Consider the following 832-nt stretch of genomic DNA (forward strand, 5'->3'; position numbering starts at 1 on the left):
GCGCCTGCCCGACGGCTCCGGCGGCACACCCCTCGACCTGACCGTCTACTTCCTCGGCGAACGCGAGCGGGTCGAGCGGCTCTCCCCGCACGTCCGGCTCGTCACGCTCCGGCCGGTGCTCAGCTCGGCGGCGACGCGCTCGGCCGACCGCGCGGAGGACGTCTGCGACCTCGCGCCGTACCACCCGAGGCTCGCCGCCCTGCTGCCCCGCCACGACGTCTGGCACCTGACCCACGGCTTCGCCTTCGCCACCACCGCCGTACGGCTCCACCGCCACGCGGCCCGGCGGCCCGCCCCACGGCCCCGGCTCATCGGCTCCGTGCACACCGACGTACCGCTGCTGGCCTCCGTCTACGCCCGCTACCTGGCCGGGCGGTGGCTGCCCGGGAGCCATCCGAGGATGGAGGACCTGCTCGCGGACCGGGCCGAGAGCGCGCTGCGCCGACGCCGGGACCGGCTGCTGGAACCCTGCGAACGCGTACTCGTCCCGACCCCGGAGGGCCGCGCGGAACTCGCCCGCGTCCTCGGGCCGCACCGGGTCGCCCTGCTGCGCCGGGGCGTCGACCACGCACTCTTCCGGCCCGACCCCACCGCGCGGGACTGGCTCGTACGCGCGTACGGCGTCCCGGCCGACCGCCCGCTGGTGCTGTTCGCCGGCCGGCTGGACGCCAGCAAAGGCGTGCCGCTGCTGACCGAGAGCGTCCGGCTGCTGCGCGCCCGGGGCGGCACCCCGCACCTGGTCATGGCGGGCTCCGGTGCCGAGGAGGACGCCGTGCGCCGCGCGCTCGGCCGGGACGTCACCCTGCTCGGGCCGCTCCCGCAGGACCGGCTG

1 pseudogene is annotated in these 832 nt (G+C 77.5%); it reads left to right on the forward strand.

What is annotated here, in order from left to right:
* Window positions 1-832: pseudogene (locus tag B7767_RS41880) on the forward strand (glycoside hydrolase); the annotation flags it as partial.

Source organism: Streptomyces sp. 13-12-16 (genome assembly GCF_002114215.1).
Classification (GTDB): domain Bacteria; phylum Actinomycetota; class Actinomycetes; order Streptomycetales; family Streptomycetaceae; genus Streptomyces.